The sequence below is a fragment of the Streptomyces sp. NPDC028368 genome, from assembly GCF_055565615.1.
Genome location: NZ_JBVHTY010000003.1, coordinates 283,280 through 301,722, shown reverse-complemented (window position 1 = coordinate 301,722; position 18,443 = coordinate 283,280). Strand labels below are relative to the sequence as shown.

Genomic DNA, 18,443 nt, shown 5'->3' with positions numbered 1-18,443 from the left:
CGGTATTGAGCGCGGAATGCGGAATGCGGAAAAGGGCCGGGAGCTGTTGCGCCCGGCCCTTTCCTGACCCGCTCACTCGGCGGAGAAATCTCGTGCGAACGCGCGCCGCAGCGCACCACTCAGACGTCGAAAGCGAACCGCTCAGACGTTGAAGCGGAACTCCACGACGTCCCCGTCCTGCATCACATACTCCTTGCCCTCCATGCGCGCCTTTCCGGCGGCGCGGGCCTCGGCGACCGAGCCCGTTTCGACGAGGTCGGCGAAGGAGATGACCTCGGCCTTGATGAAGCCCTTTTGGAAGTCGGTGTGGATGACTCCGGCGGCCTCGGGGGCGGTGGCGCCCTTCTTGATGGTCCAGGCGCGGGTTTCCTTGGGGCCGGCCGTCAGGTAGGTCTGCAGGCCGAGGGTGTTGAAGCCGACGTGGGCGAGGGTGGCGAGGCCGGGCTCGTCCTGGCCGACGGACTGCAGGAGTTCGAGGGCCTCGTCCTCGTCGAGCTCGGCGAGGTCGGCCTCGAGCTTGGCGTTGAGGAAGATCGCCTCGGCGGGGGCGACCAGGGCGCGCTGCTCGTTCTTGAAGTCCTCGTCGGTCAGCTCGTCCTCGTCGACGTTGAAGACGTAGAGGAACGGCTTGGTGGTGAGGAGGTGCAGGTCGTGCAGGAGCTCCTCCTTCCCGGAGCCCTGGACGATGCCCTGGGAGAAGAGCGTGTCGCCCTTCTCCAGGATCTCCTTGGCCGCCTCGACCGCCGCGACCTTGGGGGCCACGTCCTTCTTGATCCGGGACTCCTTGACCAGGCGCGGCAGCACCTTCTCGATGGTCTGGAGGTCGGCGAGGATCAGCTCGGTGTTGATGGTCTCGATGTCGTCCTTGGGCGAGACCTTGCCGTCGACGTGGACGACGTTCTCGTCCTTGAAGGCGCGGATGACCTGGCAGATCGCGTCGGACTCGCGGATGTTCGCGAGGAACTTGTTGCCCAGGCCCTCGCCCTCGGAGGCGCCGCGGACGATGCCCGCGATGTCGACGAAGTCGACGGTCGCCGGGAGGATCTTCTGGGAGGAGAAGATCTCCGCGAGCTTGGCCAGGCGGGGGTCGGGGACGCCGACGACGCCGACGTTCGGCTCGATGGTGGCGAACGGGTAGTTGGCCGCCAGCACGTCGTTCTTGGTCAGGGCGTTGAACATGGTCGACTTGCCGACATTCGGCAGACCGACGATTCCGATCGTGAGCGACACGGTGGCGACTCGACTTCCGAAGGGAGGAGGTGGGTGGGCAACCGCTCCGGACCGGATCCGGAAAGCGGATACGGATCCCGGGAGGGCCGATCCACCAGTCTACGGGGCGGGCGGCGGCACGCGGCCGCCACCGGGAGCGGCCGCACCCGCGGCCCCGTATCGAATGGAGCGCCAAGCTCATCCAAACCGCGTGTCCTGCGACCGATTAATCCCACTTAGCGGCCTACCGTTGGCGAGTGGAGCAACACGAAGCGCGCAGCTACCAGCACAGTCCGCCCCGGAGCGGCCGGACGCCCGCCGTAGGGCCGGACGCCCGGCTGCCCCGCCCCGCGGAGGCCACCGCTCCGCCCAGCGGTGAGACCGCGACCGTGTACCGCGTCCGGCCCCGGAGGCCACCACCCCCCGCCCCGCTGGCCAAAATTCTGCGCCGGATGCCGCGCCCCATGCTCACCGGCCTGGGCTGCTGGCTGCTGGCCACCCTGGCGCTGCTGGTCTTCGCGTTCCTGGACCGGCTGCTGCTGGGCGCCGCGCACGCCCCGTACGGCGTGTTCTTCGTGCTGGTCAGCCTGTGTGCGTCGCTGTGGGTACGGCCGTACGACCTGATCGCCGCGCCGATCGCGCTGCCGATCGCGTTCGCACTGGGGGCGCTGCCGGTCCAGCACGGTCCCGACGGGTTCGGCGGGACGCTGATGGGCGTCTTCACCGTCCTCGCGCTGAGTGCGCCGTGGCTCTACACGGGCACCTTGGTATGCGCGCTCGTGGCGCTGTTCCGCAAGGCGATGATCATCGCGCAGCGTCGGGCCAGCCGACCGGTGAGTCCACAGCCGAGCGGGCCGATGGGGCGGGCGCAGGGGAACCGTCCGCGCGAGGTGGCGCAGCAGCCCGACCGGCATGGGCGGCCATCGCGGCGCCCACAATCCCCGCATTGTTCTGAAGCTGGGCCGGCACGATCTCGGCCCTGATGCCCTCGATCAGCGGCAGGAATTTCTCCGCCTTGCGGCTCACCCCGCCGCCGATCACGAACAGCTCGGGCGAGAACAGCATCTCCACATGGGCGAGGTACTTCTGGACGCGGTGCGCCCAGTGCTGCCAGCTCAGCTCCTCGTCCTCCTTGACCTTGGTCGAGGCGCGCGTCTCGGCGTCGTGGCCGTGCAGCTCCAGGTGGCCGAGCTCGGTGTTGGGGATGAGCCGGCCGCCGGTGAAGACGGCGCTGCCGATGCCGGTGCCCAGGGTGAGCACGATGACCGTGCCGGTGCGGCCGCGGCCCGCGCCGTACTCCATCTCGGCCAGCCCTGCCGCGTCCGCGTCGTTGAGCAGCGTGACGGGGGTGCCGGCGCCCAGCCGGCCGGTGAGCAGGGCCGCGGCGTCGGTGTTGATCCAGCGTTTGTCGACGTTGGCGGCGGTACGCGTCGTACCGCCGGTGACCACGCCGGGGAAGGTGGCGCCGACCGGACCCGACCAGCCGAAGTGGTCCACGACCTGCTTGACGCAGTCCGCGACCGCCTCCGGGGTGGCCGGGTGCGGGGTGAGCACCTTGTAGCGCTCCTCGGCGAGATCGCCGCGTTCGAGATCCACCGGGGCACCTTTGATGCCCGATCCGCCGATGTCCACACCGAAGACCCTCATGGGAAAAGGCTAGGCGTGCGGACGGCCGATCACCCCTTGAATCGCCTACGAAATCGCCTGCGGGACGGCATCCGCGCTCAGCCCTCGGCGGCCGCCCTGGCCTCGGCGCGCAGGTCGCGGCGGAGCTCCTTGGGCAGCGAGAAGGCGATGGACTCCTCGGCGGCCTTGACGGTCTCGACGTCCTCGTAGCCGCGCTGGGCGAGCCAGTCCAGGACGCCGTGGACGAGGATCTCGGGGACGGAGGCGCCGGAGGTGACGCCGACCGTGCCGACGCCCTCGAGCCAGGCCTCGTCGATCTCCTCGGCGTAGTCGACCAGGTGGGCGCCGCGTGCGCCGGCGCCGAGGGCGACCTCGACGAGGCGGACGGAGTTCGAGGAGTTCTTGGAGCCGACGACGATGACGAGGTCGGCCTCCGCGCCCATCTGCTTCACCGCGATCTGGCGGTTCTGGGTGGCGTAGCAGATGTCGTCGCTGGGCGGCGAGAGGAGGTTGGGGAAGCGGCCCTTGAGGGCGTCCACGGTCTCCATGGTCTCGTCGACGGAGAGGGTGGTCTGGGAGAGCCAGACGACCTTGTCGGGGTCGCGGACCTCGACGTTCTCGACGTCCCCGGGGCCGTCGACGAGGGTGATGTGCTCGGGCGCCTCGCCGCTGGTGCCGATGACCTCTTCGTGACCCTCGTGGCCGATCAGGAGGATGTCGTAGTCCTCCTTGGCGAACCGGACGGCCTCCTTGTGGACCTTGGTGACCAGCGGGCAGGTGGCGTCGATGGTGGCCAGCTTGCCGCGCTCGGCCTCTTCGTGGACGACGGGGGCGACGCCGTGCGCCGAGAAGATGACGATGTTGCCCTCGGGCACCTCTTGCGTCTCGTCGACGAAGATCGCGCCCTTCTTCTCGAGGGTCTTCACGACGTACTTGTTGTGCACGATCTCGTGGCGTACGTAGACGGGCGCACCGTACTGCTCAAGGGCCTTCTCGACGGCGATCACGGCGCGGTCCACGCCCGCGCAGTAGCCACGGGGGGCGGCGAGCAGGACCTTGCGGGCGGACGGCTGGATGTCACTGCGACGCGCAGCGTCTCCACTTGGGGCGGTGGTGGGCGACGGGCGGGATGTCATGCGGTCCATCGTAGGGCGTGCCCGACGTCGGTCGATCGGCCCGGTGACCCAGACTGTTGAAACGCGTACGAAGGAGGACGGATGCCGGGCACGGTCGGCGTAAGAGCGGGCGACGAGGCGGACGGGGCAGTCGGGGAACTTCGGCGGACGCTGACATTCCGGGATCTGATCGTCTACGGGCTGCTGTTCATCGCCCCGATGGCGCCGGTCGGGATCTTCGGCACCCTGCAGGCGAAGTCGCACGGCGCGATCACCGTCGTCTACCTCGTGGCGACGGTCGCGATGGCCTTCACGGCGTATTCGTACGCGCAGATGGTGCGGGTCGCGCCGCAGGCCGGGTCGGTCTATACGTACGCCCGGGTGGGGCTGGGCGAGGGTGCGGGGTTCGTCGCCGGGTGGATGGCGATGCTGGACTATCTGCTGATCCCGGCGGTGGCGTATCTCTTCTCCGGGATCGCGATGCATGCGCTGGTGCCGTCGGTGCACCAGTGGGTGTGGACGGCGCTCGCGGTGGCCGTGACGACGCTGCTGAACCTGTGGGGCGTGCGGGTCGCGGCCGTCGTCGGGTTCGCGGTGCTGGCGCTGGAGATCGCGGTGCTCGCGGTGTTCGTGGTGGCGGCGGTCGTGGAGCTGTCCGCCCATGGTGCGCAGCGTGGCTGGGCGGCGCCGCTGACCGGCGAGGGCGGCTTCTCCGTCGGTGCGGTGCTGTCGGCGGTGTCGGTGGCGGTGCTGTCGTATCTGGGCTTCGATGCGATCGCCTCGTTCGCGGAGGAGGCGGCCGGAGGGGCGCAGCGGGTGGCGCGGGCGGTGATCACCTGCCTGGTGGTGGCGGGTGTGCTCTTCGCCGTGCAGACGTATCTGGCGGCGCTGCTCGCCCCGATGACGGCGGCCGAGCTGGCGGCGAGGCCCGGTGAGCAGGGCGAGGCGTTCTACGCGACGGTCGATGCGGCGGTCGGTGGTTGGCTGCACGACCTGGTGGCGGTGAGCAAGGCCATCGGTGCGGCGTTCGCGGCGCTGGCGGGGCAGGCCGCGGCGGGCCGGCTGCTGTTCGCGATGGCGCGGGACCGGCGGCTGCCGGGGGCCATGTCGAAGGTGGACGCGGGCAGCGGGGTGCCGCGCCGGGCGCTGCTGGGGGCGGCCGTGGTGACGCTGGTGGCGGCGGTGTGGGCGGCCCGCCGGGACGACGGGCTGGACCAGCTGTCGTCGGTCGTGAACGTGGGCGCGCTGACCGCGTTCGGACTGCTGCACGCCTCGGTGATCGGCTGGTTCCGGGTGCGCAGGCAGGCGGAGGTGCCGAGCGTGCTGCGGCATGTGGTGGTGCCGTTGCTGGGGATTGCCGTCGTGGTCGCGGTGATCGCCGAGGCGTCCGGGGCGGCGCAGGCCGTGGGCGGGATCTGGCTGGGGGTGGGGCTGGCCGTACTGGCGGTGCGGTACGCCGGCCGGCGACGGGCGGGGACCCGGTCGGCCGGGGGCTGAGCGCCGCCGGACCGGCACTGTCAGTGGCCGCCGCTACTCTCGCTCGTATGGCTCTCTCAACGTCTGCGGAAACGCCGATCCCGGTCGGCGAGGTGTCCCGGCTCATCGGCGGGTGGATCGACCGTCTGGGCGCCGTATGGGTCGAGGGGCAGATCACCCAGCTCTCGCGGCGGCCCGGCGCGGGTGTGGTCTTTCTGACGCTGCGGGATCCGTCGTACGACATCTCGCTGAGCGTGACGTGCTACCGCCAGGTCTTCGACAAGGTGGCCGACGTGATCAGCGAGGGCGCCCGGGTGGTGGTGCACGCCAAGCCGGAGTGGTACGCACCGCGCGGCCAGCTGTCGCTGCGGGCCGCCGAGATCCGGCCGGTCGGGGTCGGTGAACTCCTCGCCCGGCTCGAGCAGTTGAAGAAGACGCTGGCGGCGGAGGGGCTGTTCGCGGCGGACCGCAAGAAGCCGCTGCCGTTCCTGCCGCAGCTGATCGGGCTGGTCTGCGGCCGGGCCAGCGCCGCCGAGCGCGACGTCCTGGAGAACGCCCGGCACCGCTGGCCGGCCGTCCGCTTCGAGGTGCGCAATGTGCCGGTGCAGGGGGTGCATGCGGTGCCGAAGGTGATCGAGGCCGTCCAGGAGCTGGACGCGCTGCCCGAGGTCGACGTGATCATCGTGACGCGCGGCGGCGGCAGCGTGGAGGATCTGCTGCCGTTCTCCGACGAGCAGCTCGTACGGGCGGTGGGCGCGGCCCGTACCCCCGTCGTCTCCGCGATCGGCCATGAGCCGGACACTCCGCTGCTGGACCTGGTCGCCGATCTGCGGGCGTCGACACCCACGGACGCGGCGAAGAAGGTCGTACCGGACGTGGGCGAGGAGCTGTCCCGGGTCCGGCAGCTGCGGGAGCGGGCACTGCGCGCGGTGGGCGGGTTCCTGGAGCGGGAGGAGCGGGGGCTGGCGGCGGCGCTGCACCGGCCGTCGATGCAGCGGCCGCAGCGCATGGTCGAGGAGCGCGAGGAGCAGATCACCGCGCTGCTGGAGCGCGGCCGCCGGACGCTGGGACATCTGCTGGACCGGGCCGACTCGGAGCTGGCGCACACGCTGGCGCGGGTGGTCGCGCTCTCTCCCAAGGCGACGCTGGAGCGCGGCTATGCGGTGCTGCAGAAGCCGGACGGGGCGGCGGTGCGGTCGCCGGAAGAGGTGGGCGCGGACGACGTATTGCGGGCCAGGGTGGCCGAGGGCGAATTCAGGGTGCGGGTGGACGGCGTCCCTGGCGCTGTCGCATCCGCCGCACGGACCGACTCATAGGGTGGGAGACATGGCGAAGGCGAAGACGGGCGGCGCGGCGGACGCCGCCGAGCAGGGTGCGGCGGCCGGGGCGGGTGCCGGGGCGGATGCCGCGGTGGAGTCCGTTCTCGGTTACGAGCAGGCGCGGGACGAGCTGATCGAGGTCGTCCGCAGCCTGGAGGCGGGCGGCACGACGCTCGAGGAGTCGCTGGCGCTGTGGGAGCGCGGCGAGGAGCTGGCGAAGGTCTGCCGCCACTGGCTGGAGGGCGCGCGGGCCCGGCTGGACGCGGCGCTGGCGGAGCCGTCGGGGGACGCGGAGGCGGGGCGGGCGTAGAGCGGGGCGGGCGTAGAGCGGGGCGGGCGTAGCGGGGCGGGCGGGGCGGGCGCGCGTACAGGCTCGGGTACGGGGCGGGCTCGCCTGCGTGTGGGGCCGGACTCGCGTGCCCCGTCCCACGCGGGCGCATCGTGTGAATCCGCTCACAATCCCACGATTTTAGTTGAACATTAATCTATCCCCTTTACAGTGGTTTCCGTAGACCTGAAACCCAGTCGACTCTCCGAGGTGCCCTTATGTCTCTCGCCCTTGACGCCGCCGCTCAGGACCTCCTGTTCCGCGAGGCCCAGACCGCCAACACGTTCACGGACGAGCCGGTCACCGATGAGCAGGTCCAGGCCATCTACGACCTGGTGAAGTTCGCCCCGACCGCCTTCAACCAGTCGCCGCTGCGGATCACCCTGGTCCGTTCCGCAGAGGCCCGGCAGCGCCTGGTCAACCACGCGCTGGGCGCCAACGGCCCCAAGACGCTGAATGCGCCGCTGACCCTGGTTCTCTCCGTCGACCTGGACTTCCACGAGAAGCTGCCGACGCTCTTCCCGCACGCCCCCGGCATCAAGGACACCTTCTTCGCCGAGGCGGCCGCCCGCGAGGTCGCCGGCACCCAGAACGCCACCCTGCAGGCCGGTTACCTCATCCTCGGCATCCGCGCCGCCGGTCTGGCCGCCGGCCCGATGACCGGCTTCGACTTCACCGGCATCGACAAGGAGTTCTTCGGCGACGGCAAGCAGAAGTCCTTCCTGGTCATCAACGTCGGCAAGCCGGCCGCCGACGCCTTCTTCCCCCGCTCCCCCCGCCTGACCTTCGACGAGGCCGTCGCCACGGTCTGAGCCCGGTAAGCCACACGCTCCGGTAAGGCAACGCCCCGGTACTGCATTCGCTCCGGTACCGCACGTACGAGGCCGCCGCACCCACAAGGGATGCGGCGGCCTCGTACAGTTTCCGGGCCCACGGCCCTTCTCGGCCGCTCAGCCCTTTGCCGCTGCTCAGCCCTCGTCGGCCGCTCAGCCCTTCTTCGTCACCAGGGCCGCTGCCAGATCCGCGAGCCGGCCGTACGGCGCGGTGCCTGTGATCACCGTCGTGACGCCGGGATCCCGGCGCACCAGCGCCCGGTACCTGTCGCCCTGGTAGCGGTCCCACTTCTTGCTGCCGACGGCCTGCTTGCCCTCGACCTTGGTCGCGCCGAGCGTGACGTCCTGGATGAACTTCTTCGCGGGCGCGTCGCTCTGCTCGATGGCCGCGTACTGCTGCTCCGGGTCCAGCATGCCCAGGTGCCAGGCGCCGCCCTTGCCGTCGTCGCTCGCCTTGTACGAGACGGAGGTGGCGCGCCAGGTCTTCGGGAGCCCCTGCGGCGCGGCGACCGCATAGGGCGCGGCCCGCCGGGCGGTGGTGACCTCGACGCGGTAGTCCACCGTTTTGGCCGCGTTGTTCTCGGCGCTCCGACTGTCGTCGTGCGGAATGAACACATAGACCGCCGCGACCACTACGCCGATCACCGCCAGCGAAAGGACCATGTCCCGCACCGTTTGCCTGCCTCGCATACCTGCCACGCCCCTATCGTCCCCCATGGCCGCGGCGGTCCCGACAGGCCCCCCGGACACGGCCGCGACCTGTGCATACGCCGGGTTCCGGCCATCCTTGACGCCGCTCATGCGAAGGGCCCACTGCTCATTTTGGCGACGTACGGATAAAGTCGTATCACCCTCATCCTTCACGGCCGTCGCCGTACAGAAAGGTGCGCTCGATGACCGAGCATCATCTCCCGTCCCAACTCGAGGTCAGCCCCGAGGCCCCGGACCGCAACCTCGCCCTGGAACTCGTCCGGGTCACCGAGGCCGGTGCCATGGCGTCCGGCCGCTGGGTGGGTCGAGGTGACAAGAACGGCGCGGACGGCGCGGCGGTCAAGGCCATGCGCGCCCTGATCCACACCGTCTCGATGAACGGCGTCGTGGTCATCGGGGAAGGCGAGAAGGACAACGCCCCGATGCTCTACAACGGCGAGCGCGTCGGCGACGGGACCGGCCCGGAGTGCGACGTGGCCGTGGACCCGGTGGACGGCACGACGCTGACCGCCAAGGGCATGGCCAACGCCGTCTCCGTGATGGCGGTCGCCGAACGCGGCTCGATGTTCGACCCGTCCGCGGTCTTCTACATGGACAAGCTCGCCACCGGCCCGGAGGCCGCGGACTTCGTCGACATCACGGCCCCGGTGGCCGTGAACATCAAGCGGATCGCCAAGGCGAAGAAGTCCGCGGTCGAGGACGTCACCGTGGTCATCCTGGACCGGCCCCGCCACGAGGGCCTGGTCAAGGAGGTCCGCGAGGCCGGCGCCCGGATCAAGTTCATCGCCGACGGCGATGTCGCGGGAGCGATCATGGCGGCCCGCGAGGGCACCGGCATCGACCTGCTGCTGGGCATCGGCGGTACGCCCGAGGGCATCATCGCGGCCTGTGCGCTGAAGTGTCTGGGCGGCGCCTTCCAGGGCAAGCTGTGGCCCAAGGACGACGACGAGCGGCAGCGCGCGCTGGACGCCGGCCACGACCTCGACAAGGTCCTGGAGATCGACGACCTGGTCCGCGGCGACAACGTCTTCTTCGTCGCCACCGGCATCACCGACGGCGAGCTGCTGCGCGGCGTGCGCTACCGCGCCGAGAACGCCTACACCCAGTCCCTGGTGATGCGCTCCAAGTCCGGCACGATCCGCCAGATCGACTCCCAGCACCGGCTGTCCAAGCTGCGTGCGTACAGCTCGGTGGACTTCGAGCGACCCAGCTAGCAGCGCCGGCTTCCCGGGCGAGCCGCCGCTAGCTGCGCCGGCTCGCCCGGCCCAGCCGACAGTGCCGGCCCTCAGCGGACAGCTTCGGCTCAAAGGCGCCATATGTGCCGTAGACGCCATATCTGCCGTACCTGCCATACCTGCCGCACCTGCCGTACCTGCGTTTCGCCCCCGCCGGAAGGTTTTCCGACGGGGGCGAAATGCCGGCATCTACGGGGCCTACGAGCCGAAGCCGAAACTGCCGCGCCGCGGAGCTCAGCCCGCCGCCGGCATATGGGCGGCGCGCTGGAGATCGGACTCCCGGCGTCGGCGGCGGGCCAGGACGACCCGGCGCTCGGCCGCCGTCAGCCCGCCCCAGACGCCGTACGGCTCCGGCTGGAGCAGCGCATGCTCCCGGCACTCGACCATCACGGGACAGCGGGCACAGACCCGCTTCGCGGCCTCTTCCCTGGCCAGCCGGGCGGCGGTCGGCTCCTTGGACGGGGCGAAGAACAGCCCGGCTTCATCCCGGCGGCACACCGCCTCCGCATGCCAGGGGCCGGCCTCGTCGCGAGCAGCGGTCACTCGCTGGGACGGAACGACAACGGCATCCTGCAGGGGCTGATGCGGTAGCAGCACGGTCTACTCCTGACGACGGCTTCGGCGAAGAAATCACCCTTGCCCGTCTCGCTGCGCACGGCTTTTCGCACCCCGCAGCCGTACGAGAGACGATGCACCAGCCCTACCCGCTGTACGCACTCTTATGCACACCGTGGCGATCGTGCGGAAACCCGAAAAGCGGAAACCTGAAAAGCGCCTCAGCCGCCGGCGCCCCGGCGGAACCGGTCCCGCCGCTCCCGGCGCTCTTGGCGCTCGAACCGCCGCCGCTCATGCCGTTCATGGCGGTCCTCGATCATCCGGGCGTGCCGGTCGAGATGCTCCTCCAGCCGCTCCTGGCGCGCCTCGCGCCGCCGGTCGTACCGCTCATGCCGGTCGTACCGCTCGCGCGGGTCCCCGTGCAGCTCGTCCGGATCCTTGCGCAGCCGGTCGCGCAGATCGCGAATCCAGGCGCCGCGCTTGGGCTTGGCCTCCACACTGCCCAGCACCGCATAGCCGTTGACCAGCACCTGCGGAGCGTTCTCGTCCGCCGCCTCGTTCGTCGCGATCTCGAAGGCGCCCAGCACGCCGGAGCCACTGCTGCGCAGCGTGACGTTCTCCGGGACCCGGATGTCCACGCTGCCGAAGATGGAGGTGACATTGATCTGCACCTGCTGCTGCGGGAAGACCGCCTCGGTCAGATCGATCTCCACGGCACCGAAGATCGCGACGGCGTTGATCCGCGCGGGCACCTGCCAGCGGCCCTTACGGACGGACGCGCTGAAGACCGCCACCAGGTTCTGGTCCGGCATGGGGACGGCGGGCCCGTACGCATACGCGCCCGAAGCGGAGCGCGTACGGCTGCCGCCGCCCGGCGCGGGCAGGTCCCGGACCACGGGCTCCAGCTCGCCCATGGTCTTGGCGCGGTAGACCACGTCGATCCGCTCGGCGTGCTCCTCGGCGTCCAGCCGGCCCTCCGCCAGCGCCTCGCGCAGGATCTCGGCGATCCGGTCGCGGTCCGCGTCGGATGCGCGCATCTCCGCCTCGGCCACCTTGGTCAGATTCACCGGGGCCGGCTTCACCGGCTGCCGTCCCGGCTCCTGCTCCGGCTCCCGCTCCTGCCCCAGGTTGTGATGCGGTCCGGGCGGGGTCTCGGGGCCCGGTCGTCCCCCGTTGTCTGCAGCGTCCACGGCATCAGCGTACCGAAACGCGATAGATCGCGACTAGTCCCCGGCCGACGCGTCGCGTGTGCCTCGTTCACCTGCCTTCCTATTGCGGCAACGATTACGGAGAGTAATCAGTTCCCTCGGAGGGTGATCGACCCCTGGGTCTCAGGTCAAGCCCGGCCTTGGGCGCAGCCCGGTCTCGGGGGCGGCCCGGCCTTGGGTGCAGCTCGGCCTTGGGTGCAGCTCGGTCTCGGGGGCGGCTCGGCCTTGGGGGCAGCTCGGCCTCGGGGGGCATCCCGGCCTCGGGGGGGCAGCTCGGCCTCCGGTTGAGCGGAGAGGGGTGGCCCGCCGGGTCGGGCCATCGAGTCGGCCCGCCGGGGCCCGGCCGAGCGGTAAGCCCTGCCCACCGAGCCCGCCCCGGAGGTCCGCCAACCCGGCCCACCGGGCCCGCCCCGCACCAGGTCCACCAACCCGGTCCGCCAACCCGGTCCGCCGAGCCCGCCCCACCCCGGTCCGCCTCGCCGCCCAGCCCGTCACCCCAGCCCGCCACCCCATCCGGCCACTGAGCCCTACCTCACAGCGGCGGCCGGCTGTCAGGGTTCTACGCTGGTGAGGTGCTGCCGTTGAAGCCAGCCACACCCCTCCGAGTAAGGAATCATCCCCAAATGCCGGAATTCGCCTACACCGACCTGCTGCCCACCGGTGAGGACAACACCCCCTACCGCCTGGTCACTTCGGAGGGTGTGAGCACCTTCGAGGCCGACGGCCGTACGTTCCTCAAGGTCGAGCCGGAGGCGCTGCGCAAGCTGGCCGCCGAGGCGATGCACGACATTTCGCACTATCTGCGACCGACCCACCTCGCCCAGCTCCGCAAGATCCTGGATGACCCCGAGGCCAGCGCCAACGACCGCTTCGTGGCGCTCGACCTGCTGAAGAACGCCAATATCGCGGCGGCGGGCGTGCTGCCGATGTGCCAGGACACCGGCACGGCGATCGTGATGGGCAAGCGCGGCCAGAACGTGCTCACCCAGGGCGGCGACGAGGAAGCGCTCTCGCGCGGCATCTACGACGCCTACACCGAGCTCAACCTGCGCTACTCGCAGATGGCCCCGCTGACGATGTGGGACGAGAAGAACACCGGGTCGAATCTCCCCGCCCAGATCGAGCTGTACGCGACCGACGGCGGCGCCTACAAGTTCCTCTTCATGGCCAAGGGCGGCGGCAGCGCCAACAAGTCCTTCCTCTTCCAGGAGACCAAGGCGGTCCTCAACGAGGCCTCCATGATGAAGTTCCTGGAGCAGAAGATCCGTTCGCTGGGCACGGCGGCCTGCCCCCCGTACCACCTGGCGATCGTCGTCGGTGGTACGAGTGCCGAGTACGCCCTCAAGACCGCCAAGTACGCCTCCGCCCACTACCTGGACGAGCTGCCGGCCGAGGGCTCGCCGACCGGCCACGGCTTCCGCGACAAGGAGCTGGAGGACAAGGTCTTCGAGCTGACGCAGAAGATCGGCATCGGCGCGCAGTTCGGCGGCAAGTACTTCTGCCATGACGTACGGGTGGTGCGTCTCCCCCGGCACGGCGCGTCCTGTCCCGTCGCGATCGCGGTCTCCTGCTCCGCGGACCGTCAGGCCGTCGCGAAGATCACCGCCGAGGGCGTCTTCCTGGAGCAGCTGGAGACCGACCCGGTCCGCTTCCTCCCGGAGACCACGGAGGAGGAGCTGACGGAGGGTGCCGGCGCGGACCTCGACGCGGTCGCGATCGACCTCAACCGGCCCATGGACGACGTCCTGGCCGAGCTGACCAAGCACCCGGTCAAGACCCGCCTCTCCCTCACCGGCACGCTGGTCGTCGCCCGTGACATCGCCCACGCGAAGATCAAGGAGCGCCTGGACGCCGGCGAGGAGATGCCGCAGTACCTCAAGGACCACCCGGTGTACTACGCGGGCCCGGCGAAGACCCCCGAGGGCTACGCGTCCGGTTCGTTCGGCCCGACGACGGCGGGCCGGATGGACGCGTACGTCGAGCAGTTCCAGGCAGCCGGCGGCTCCAAGGTCATGCTGGCGAAGGGCAACCGCTCCCAGCAGGTCACCGACGCCTGCGGTACACACGGCGGCTTCTACCTCGGCTCCATCGGCGGCCCGGCCGCCCGCCTGGCGCAGGACTGCATCAAGAAGGTCGAGGTTCTGGAGTACGAGGAGCTCGGCATGGAAGCCGTCTGGAAGATCGAGGTCGAGAACTTCCCCGCCTTCATCGTCGTCGACGACAAGGGCAACGACTTCTTCCAGGACCCGGCCCCGACGCCGACGTTCACGAGCATTCCGGTGCGGCAGGCGTAGCGGGTAGCGCGTAGCGCGGAGCCGCTGTACCGGGCCTACGGCCATCACCCACGCGGAGTGGGTGATGGCCGTAGGCATGCGGGGCCCTGCCCGAAGAGGGGCCTACCGGTGCCGGTGGCGGGGGCAGGCGCACGGCGGCCACGCCTGGGAGAGGCAGTACGGGTCGAAGCGGTCCCCGGCGACGACGTGCATCTGGGCGTGCTCCTCCTTGACCACACCGTCGGGGCCCGTTGTGTAGACGCGCAGGGTCATCAGGGACTGCCGGGGCGGAGAGGGCGCGGGCGGCGTCCCATCGGCGTTCATGAGGCGGCCTCGTAACCGGCCTCGTAACCGGCCTCGTCACCGAACAGCTCGGCGTCGGGCCGGTGCCGCCGGACCCGGAGCGGGAGCCGAGGGGGATTTCCCGGCCGGACGAGGACCGTAGGGACGGTCACCCGGCAGGTGCAGGTATGCGCGGCGGGGGTCGCGGCTCGGTGCCGTCCCGCTGCCCGCGGGATGAGTAAAGCGCGCACCCAGGCGAGGCAACGGGCAATAACATGCCCCATGTTGACGCTCCTTCGCGATGAAGAGGATCAAGCGTTGGCCATGCCCCGGGGTCGGTGGAGTCGGCTGCCGGGGTCTTACGTGTCGTCCGCAGCCCTCGCGGGCGGATCGTCACGTTCCGTGTTCACATCGTCGCCATGCGGCGTAGCCTTGGGAAGGGAGTCAGACCTGAATCCTGCAGCCGTAAGAACGGAAGTGAGGCTGTGGCCAAAGAAATTGACCCTGCGTCATCCATGGCGGCGCTGTTCGGTACGCGTCTCCGCAAGCTCCGCCTGCGCGCCGGTCTGACGCAGACCGCGCTCGGCGAGCGGGTGAAGACGCACAGCACCCGCATCAATCAGATCGAGCGGTGCACCGGCGCCAAACCGACACTTGATCTGGCGCGGGACTTGGATGAGGCGTTGGGCGCCGATGGGTTGTTGGTCGACCTGTGGCCGTATGTCTACCGGGAGACGTTTCCGGACTGGTCGCGGAAGTTCATCGGGCTGTCCGAGCAGGCGCTCACCTTCAGGCAGTTCATGGCGGTCGTCGTGCCCGGCCTGCTCCAGACCGAGGACTACGCTCGCGAGCTTCTGAGCGTCGGCCTGACGCTGAAGAGCCCGGAGCAGTTGGAGGAACGGCTGACCGCTCGGCTCGGGCGGCAGGCTCGGCTCACCCACCCGGACCGGCCCGAACTATGGGTCGTCCTCGACGAGGCGGTCCTTCGCCGGCCCGTCGGCGGTCCGGACGTGATGCGGGCCCAGCTCGCCCGGTTGCTTGAGACAGCCGACAACCCACACATCACGGTGCAGGTCCTGCCTTTCGACGGCGGGGCACACGGATTGGGCGGGTCTCTCGAGATTCTGGCCCTGCCAGACGGCGCAGAAGCGGCCTACGTCGAAGGCGGCCTGAGCGGCCAACTCTTCGAGGAGTCAGGAGATGTGAAGGAATTCTCGGTGGCTTACGATCGGCTTCGGGCCCTGGCCCTACCACCGAATATGTCGCTCGACATGATCCAATCTGTGATGGAGGGCACCTACCGTGCTGAGTGCGTCCCGTCCCGATCTGAGCGCCGCCGTCTGGCGCAAGTCCAGCTACAGCAATCACGCAGAGGGCGACTGCATCGAGGTCGCCGACAACCACCCCGGCCTGGTCCCCGTACGTGACTCCAAGGACCCGCACGGGCCTGCGCTCCTCATCCCCAACAGGGCCTGGACCGCGTTCATCGCCGGGCTGAAGGGCTAGGGCCTGTCGCTTGGATCAGGTCGGGCTCGTGTGCCCGGCCGCGGGTTCCAGGCGCAGCATCGCCGCCTCGTCCGGGGTGCCGGGCGGGGCCTGGTAGACGACGAGTCGCTGTCCGCCGGTCCGGGCCAGCGTCATGACCTCGTAGGTGAGTGTCATCGGGCCGACCTTCGGGTGCGCGAAGTTCTTGGTGCCGCCGCCGCGTTCCTTTACGTCGTACCGGTCCCACAGTCGTGCGAAGTCCGGGGATTTCAACAGGAGTTCTCCCACGAGGGCGGCCATCTGGGGCGAGTCCGGATCGGTGCCGCCGACCGCGCGCAGGTGTGCCACGGACTGGGCGACGGTCTCCTCCCAGGGCTGGTAGAGGGTGCGTCCCACGGGGTGCAGGAACAGATACCGCGTGACGTTGCGCTGTTCCGGCGGCCAGTCCCACAGGCCGGGCAGCAGTCGTCGTCCTGACGGGTTGGCGGCCAGCATGTAGCTGTGGGGGCTGACGACGTAGGCGGGCAGTGGGCGCACCGCCTCCAGCATGTGCAGGACGGATTCGCGCACGGTGTGTTCGGTGGTGGGGTGCGGCTCCGTGAGGCGCCTGGAGGCGAGTTCGGCGAGGTCGTGCAGTCGTTCGTGGGCGTCTCCGCGCAGGCGCAGGGCGCGGCCGAGAGCGTCGATCACGGCCGGTGAGGGGTTGGTCTCGCGGCCGCGTTCGAGCCGCGTGTAGTAGTCCACGCTCACTCCTGCGAGCGTCGCCAGCTCCTCGCGGCGCAGCCCCGGCGTGCGGCGGATCCCGGTGCCCGCGGGCAGTCCCGCGTCCTCGGGGGTGATGCGCGCGCGCCGCGCCCGTAGGTACTTGCCCAGCTCAGTGCCGTCTGCCATCCGGTCATTGTCCCCTGTGGCGGCCGTGGTTGGGGGGCCGTGTCAGGGCCAGGAACGCGGCACCCCGGTACAGCGCGGCCTGCCGCCGCGTGGGGCGGCGGAACAGACTGGTCGTGTTGCGGGCGGCCCGGCCGCCGCGGTCCCAGGGGGCGCATGACGCCGGACCGCGGACGTGGTGGACGGTGCCGCCCGCACCGTGCCCCGCGGCGGGGTGCCGCCGCCTTCCGGGGCCCGGCCCGTCGCACGTTCGCTCCGCGCCAGGGCGAGCCTCCGCCACCCGTAGACGCACGATCCGAGGGAGTCCCCGTATGCCGTCCCCCACTGCCGTACGCCGGCACAGGCCCATACCGCCCGCGGCGGAGCACCACACGCCGTCGCGGCCGCTCTCGTCACCGGCCTCCTCCGTTGCGCTGATCGTGTCCCTTCTCGGCTTCGCCGTGATCTCCATCGACGTCTCCGCCGTCAATATCGCGCTGCCTGCCATCCGCACCTCTCTCCAGGCCGGCATGTCCGGGCTGCAGTGGGTCGTCGACGCGTACACGTTGATGTTCGCCGCGCTGATGCTGTCCGCCGGCGCCCTCTCCGACCGGGCCGGTGCGCGGCGCGCCTACGGGTGGGGGATCGCACTGTTCACCGTCGCCTCCCTCGGCTGCGCCCTCGCGCCCGGCATCGCCCCGCTGATCGCGGCGCGCGTCGTGCAGGGCGGGGCGGCGGCGGTCGTCATGCCCGCTTCGCTCGCGCTGATCCGGCAGGCGTACGAGGACCCGCGCCGGCGCGCACGCGCCATCGCGCTGTGGACGGTTGGCGGCTCCGTCGCCATGGCTGCCGGGCCGGTGCTCGGTGGTGTGCTCACGCAGGCGGCGGGCTGGCGCACCGTCTTTGTTCTGAACCTTCCGATCGGCGCCGTGGTGCTGGTGCTCCTCGCCCGTATCGCCCCCTCGCCGCGCCGCCCGGCGCCCCTCGACCTGGCGGGGCAGGCCACCGCCGTCCTCGCCCTCGCGGGTCTCGCGTACGCGGTGATCGAGGGCGGGCACATGGGCTGGACGTCCGCACCGGTCCTGGCCGCGTTTTCGGTCGCGGTGGCCGCGGGCTTCGCGTTTCACGCCGTCGAGAAGCGGCACCGTGCGCCCGTGGTCCCGCTCGGCATGCTGCGGCAGCGTCAGGTTGCCGTACCGCTTGTGGTCGGCTTCGCCGTGAACGCGGGCTTCTACGGCGTCATCTTCCTGCTCGGCCTTTACTACCAGCAGCTGCGTGGCATGACGGGTACGGCGGCGGGGCTGATGTTCGTGCCCCTGGCGGCGGTCATCACGTCGATGAATCTCGTCTCCCCGCGGCTGGCGGAGCGCGTGGGCCGCCGCGCGGTCATCGTGGTGGGCCAGGCGGTGCTGGCCCTGGCGATGTTCGCGCTGCTCCCGCTGGCGGCGCACACCCCGCTCTGGCTGGTCCTGGTCCTTCTCGTTCCCACGGGCATGGGCGGCGCGCTGGCCGTGCCCGCGCTCACCGCCCTACTCATGGACGCCGTCCCCGGTCACCGTGTCGGCACGGCCTCCGGCCTGCTCAACGCCCTCCGCCAGACGGGCGGAGCCCTGGCCGTGGCGCTGTTCGGTGTGCTGCTCGCGGGCGGCGGCACGGGCGAGGGCTTCTCTCTCCCGGGTATGCGCGCGAGCCTCATCGCGGTGGGCGTCACGTTGTGCGTGACGACGGCGTTGGCCGCCTGGCTGCTGCCGCGGGACCGGGCGGGGCTTTGACGACGGCTCGCCCTGGTGTCCGGGGCACCGGCCCGGTCCCCGTACGTGAGGGACTCCAGGGACTTGTACGGGCCGGTGCTGCTCATCCCCACCAGGCCTGGGCCGTCTTCATCGCCGGCCTGGAAGACTGACCCCACAACGAACACGGT

The 18,443-nt window shown here is 70.6% G+C and carries 17 protein-coding genes and 2 pseudogenes; 10 read left to right on the top strand and 9 right to left on the bottom strand.

Annotated elements, in window-relative coordinates:
- Nucleotides 1-141: 141 nt before the first annotated feature.
- Nucleotides 142-1,230 (bottom strand): redox-regulated ATPase YchF, encoded by a 1,089-nt coding sequence (gene ychF / locus ACZ4S3_RS08420; RefSeq protein ID WP_467928327.1) that lies wholly within the window; start codon nucleotides 1,228-1,230, stop codon nucleotides 142-144.
- A 431-nt stretch (nucleotides 1,231-1,661) separates the two neighbouring features.
- On the opposite strand from ychF, the pseudogene ACZ4S3_RS08415 reads away from it, so the two are divergent.
- Nucleotides 1,662-2,000: pseudogene (locus ACZ4S3_RS08415) on the top strand (DUF6542 domain-containing protein); the annotation flags it as partial.
- 13 nt (nucleotides 2,001-2,013) lie between these two features.
- Here the strand turns inward: ACZ4S3_RS08415 and ppgK are convergent.
- Nucleotides 2,014-2,856: a polyphosphate--glucose phosphotransferase gene (gene ppgK, locus ACZ4S3_RS08410; RefSeq protein ID WP_467928322.1), complete on the bottom strand. Its 843-nt coding sequence runs from the start codon at nucleotides 2,854-2,856 to the stop codon at nucleotides 2,014-2,016.
- A 77-nt stretch (nucleotides 2,857-2,933) separates the two neighbouring features.
- Nucleotides 2,934-3,971 (bottom strand): 4-hydroxy-3-methylbut-2-enyl diphosphate reductase, encoded by a 1,038-nt coding sequence (locus tag ACZ4S3_RS08405; RefSeq protein WP_467928316.1) that lies wholly within the window; start codon nucleotides 3,969-3,971, stop codon nucleotides 2,934-2,936.
- An 81-nt stretch (nucleotides 3,972-4,052) separates the two neighbouring features.
- Between ACZ4S3_RS08405 and ACZ4S3_RS08400 the strand changes: the two genes are divergently transcribed.
- From ACZ4S3_RS08400 to ACZ4S3_RS08385, 4 genes are all read left to right on the top strand, one after another.
- Nucleotides 4,053-5,447, top strand: coding sequence for an APC family permease (locus ACZ4S3_RS08400; RefSeq protein WP_467928312.1), 1,395 nt, complete (start codon nucleotides 4,053-4,055; stop codon nucleotides 5,445-5,447).
- A 47-nt stretch (nucleotides 5,448-5,494) separates the two neighbouring features.
- Nucleotides 5,495-6,742, top strand: a complete 1,248-nt coding sequence (xseA, locus tag ACZ4S3_RS08395; protein WP_467928307.1) for an exodeoxyribonuclease VII large subunit — start codon at nucleotides 5,495-5,497, stop codon at nucleotides 6,740-6,742.
- Between the two features lie 10 nt (nucleotides 6,743-6,752).
- Nucleotides 6,753-7,055: an exodeoxyribonuclease VII small subunit gene (locus tag ACZ4S3_RS08390; RefSeq protein ID WP_467928303.1), complete on the top strand. Its 303-nt coding sequence runs from the start codon at nucleotides 6,753-6,755 to the stop codon at nucleotides 7,053-7,055.
- 236 nt (nucleotides 7,056-7,291) lie between these two features.
- Nucleotides 7,292-7,885, top strand: a complete 594-nt coding sequence (locus ACZ4S3_RS08385; protein WP_467928299.1) for a malonic semialdehyde reductase — start codon at nucleotides 7,292-7,294, stop codon at nucleotides 7,883-7,885.
- A gap of 174 nt (nucleotides 7,886-8,059) precedes the next feature.
- Here the strand turns inward: ACZ4S3_RS08385 and ACZ4S3_RS08380 are convergent, their stop codons facing one another.
- A complete protein-coding gene (locus ACZ4S3_RS08380) occupies nucleotides 8,060-8,596 on the bottom strand; it encodes a DUF4245 domain-containing protein (RefSeq protein WP_467929649.1) in 537 nt (178 codons plus the stop codon).
- Nucleotides 8,597-8,799: 203 nt separating this feature from the next.
- Here ACZ4S3_RS08380 and glpX point away from each other — a divergent pair, with 203 nt between their 5' ends.
- The gene (gene glpX, locus ACZ4S3_RS08375; RefSeq protein WP_467928294.1) at nucleotides 8,800-9,831 is read left to right on the top strand and encodes a class II fructose-bisphosphatase; all 1,032 of its coding nucleotides are present in this window, start codon (nucleotides 8,800-8,802) and stop codon (nucleotides 9,829-9,831) included.
- A 255-nt stretch (nucleotides 9,832-10,086) separates the two neighbouring features.
- Here the strand turns inward: glpX and ACZ4S3_RS08370 are convergent, their stop codons facing one another.
- The gene (locus tag ACZ4S3_RS08370; RefSeq protein WP_467928290.1) at nucleotides 10,087-10,449 is read right to left on the bottom strand and encodes a WhiB family transcriptional regulator; all 363 of its coding nucleotides are present in this window, start codon (nucleotides 10,447-10,449) and stop codon (nucleotides 10,087-10,089) included.
- Between the two features lie 395 nt (nucleotides 10,450-10,844).
- Nucleotides 10,845-11,534 (bottom strand): annotated as a pseudogene (locus ACZ4S3_RS08365) (DUF1707 SHOCT-like domain-containing protein); the annotation flags it as partial.
- Nucleotides 11,535-12,238: 704 nt separating this feature from the next.
- On the opposite strand from ACZ4S3_RS08365, the gene ACZ4S3_RS08360 reads away from it, so the two are divergent.
- A complete protein-coding gene (locus ACZ4S3_RS08360; protein WP_467928286.1) occupies nucleotides 12,239-13,909 on the top strand; it encodes a fumarate hydratase in 1,671 nt (556 codons plus the stop codon).
- Nucleotides 13,910-14,011: 102 nt separating this feature from the next.
- Here ACZ4S3_RS08360 and ACZ4S3_RS08355 read toward each other — a convergent pair whose 3' ends face one another.
- On the bottom strand, nucleotides 14,012-14,212 hold the full coding sequence (locus tag ACZ4S3_RS08355; protein ID WP_467928282.1) for a hypothetical protein: 201 nt from the start codon (nucleotides 14,210-14,212) through the stop codon (nucleotides 14,012-14,014).
- A complete protein-coding gene (locus ACZ4S3_RS08350; protein ID WP_467928279.1) occupies nucleotides 14,209-14,454 on the bottom strand; it encodes a hypothetical protein in 246 nt (81 codons plus the stop codon). The genes ACZ4S3_RS08355 and ACZ4S3_RS08350 overlap by 4 nt, the downstream gene beginning before the upstream one ends.
- A gap of 231 nt (nucleotides 14,455-14,685) precedes the next feature.
- Between ACZ4S3_RS08350 and ACZ4S3_RS08345 the strand changes: the two genes are divergently transcribed.
- Nucleotides 14,686-15,597: a helix-turn-helix domain-containing protein gene (locus ACZ4S3_RS08345; RefSeq protein WP_467928276.1), complete on the top strand. Its 912-nt coding sequence runs from the start codon at nucleotides 14,686-14,688 to the stop codon at nucleotides 15,595-15,597.
- Nucleotides 15,554-15,676, top strand: a complete 123-nt coding sequence (locus tag ACZ4S3_RS08340) for a DUF397 domain-containing protein (protein WP_467929646.1) — start codon at nucleotides 15,554-15,556, stop codon at nucleotides 15,674-15,676. The genes ACZ4S3_RS08345 and ACZ4S3_RS08340 overlap by 44 nt, the downstream gene beginning before the upstream one ends.
- A 15-nt stretch (nucleotides 15,677-15,691) precedes the next feature.
- On the opposite strand, the gene ACZ4S3_RS08335 is transcribed toward ACZ4S3_RS08340, so the two are convergent.
- Nucleotides 15,692-16,546 carry a helix-turn-helix transcriptional regulator gene (locus ACZ4S3_RS08335; protein WP_467928271.1) on the bottom strand — a complete coding sequence of 285 codons (855 nt, stop codon included), beginning with the start codon at nucleotides 16,544-16,546 and terminating at the stop codon, nucleotides 15,692-15,694.
- A 308-nt stretch (nucleotides 16,547-16,854) separates the two neighbouring features.
- Here ACZ4S3_RS08335 and ACZ4S3_RS08330 point away from each other — a divergent pair, with 308 nt between their 5' ends.
- Nucleotides 16,855-18,294 carry an MFS transporter gene (locus tag ACZ4S3_RS08330; protein WP_467928265.1) on the top strand — a complete coding sequence of 480 codons (1,440 nt, stop codon included), beginning with the start codon at nucleotides 16,855-16,857 and terminating at the stop codon, nucleotides 18,292-18,294.
- Nucleotides 18,295-18,443 lie beyond the last annotated feature (149 nt).